1 protein-coding gene is annotated in these 296 nt (G+C 56.4%); it reads right to left on the bottom strand.

Annotated features, from left to right (window positions below; genetic code table 11):
• Positions 1–222: phage integrase N-terminal SAM-like domain-containing protein (locus WCE05_RS26490; protein ID WP_032424397.1), on the bottom strand; the 222-nt coding region annotated here is incomplete at its 3' end.
• Between the last annotated feature and the right edge of the window lie 74 nt (positions 223–296).

The raw sequence follows: 296 nt of genomic DNA, 5'->3' as shown, positions 1-296 counted from the left end.
AACCTTGCGCTCGTTCGCCAGCCAGGACAGAAATGCCTCGACTTCGCTGCTGCCCAAGGTTGCCGGGTGACGCACACCGTGGAAACGGATGAAGGCACGAACCCAGTGGACATAAGCCTGTTCGGTTCGTAAGCTGTAATGCAAGTAGCGTATGCGCTCACGCAACTGGTCCAGAACCTTGACCGAACGCAGCGGTGGTAACGGCGCAGTGGCGGTTTTCATGGCTTGTTATGACTGTTTTTTTGTACAGTCTATGCCTCGGGCATCCAAGCAGCAAGCGCGTTACGCCGTGGGTC

The sequence above is a fragment of the Pseudomonas sp. I2 genome, assembly GCF_040984075.1.
GTDB classification, from domain to species: domain Bacteria; phylum Pseudomonadota; class Gammaproteobacteria; order Pseudomonadales; family Pseudomonadaceae; genus Aquipseudomonas; species Aquipseudomonas guariconensis_B.
This window is presented reverse-complemented; position numbering and strand designations above follow the sequence as displayed.